This is a genomic window from Alteromonas sp. KUL106 (genome assembly GCF_009811415.1).
Classification (GTDB): domain Bacteria; phylum Pseudomonadota; class Gammaproteobacteria; order Enterobacterales; family Alteromonadaceae; genus Alteromonas.
Genome location: NZ_BLIG01000068.1, coordinates 1 through 719, shown reverse-complemented (window position 1 = coordinate 719; position 719 = coordinate 1). Strand labels below are relative to the sequence as shown.

1 protein-coding gene is annotated in these 719 nt (G+C 45.6%); it reads right to left on the bottom strand.

Annotated elements, in window-relative coordinates:
* Positions 1-505 precede the first annotated feature (505 nt).
* Positions 506-719, bottom strand: a 214-nt coding sequence (locus GVO63_RS19660) for a hypothetical protein (RefSeq protein ID WP_236552220.1), incomplete at its 5' end; no start/stop codon positions are given.

Sequence of the window (719 nt, the reverse complement as noted above, 5' to 3'; positions counted from 1 at the left end):
GCCAGATGTTAGCGGTAATGCTGGATAAAAGAGCGAGTTTAGAAGGCCAGTAATGTTGAATGTTGGCGTTTCGATGTTGATGAAAAGCGCGTTGCTAAAGTCGTTTAAACAGCAACAAGAGCCAGCCGCAAAGACAACCTAGCGAAACAACCTTGATGCTTTAATGTCATGGCTGAACCCACTTTTTAATGCTGTAAGTAAATGACGCCTAACTTTTAAATAAGGGGCGCAGACGCGTGGGCTATAATGCGAAGCAGCCCACGTGTATGCGTCCCAGCCTGCGTTAGCAGGCGACTTAATTTTTTTGTTATACACAAACCGTTTCTTAACTGCCAGCATGTTGAAGAAAATAAGTTAAGAGTGCCTAACAAAACAACCAGCGATTTTAACTTTAACAAGCTGCCAATGAAGAGAGCTGCATGAGTTGAAAAGCAGAGCTTTCAAGTTACCTTCGATGCTGACCAAAAACTAAAACGAACCCCCAACGCCGTTGTAAAAAAGCGCCCTACTTTGGCTTACTGCTTACCAAATAATGGGTGGTGTATAACGCTAAGCTTTGGGGCGCTAGCACGTGGGCTAAAATCCGAGCGAAGCGAGCCAGCCCACGTGTTAGCGTCCCAGCGACCGAAGGGAGTGCCAACAGCGTTTTGTTAGGCGTACAACTTAAAGTACGCAGCTTTTCTGCCACCACTAGCCAAATAGACCGCGTGTTTAAATAA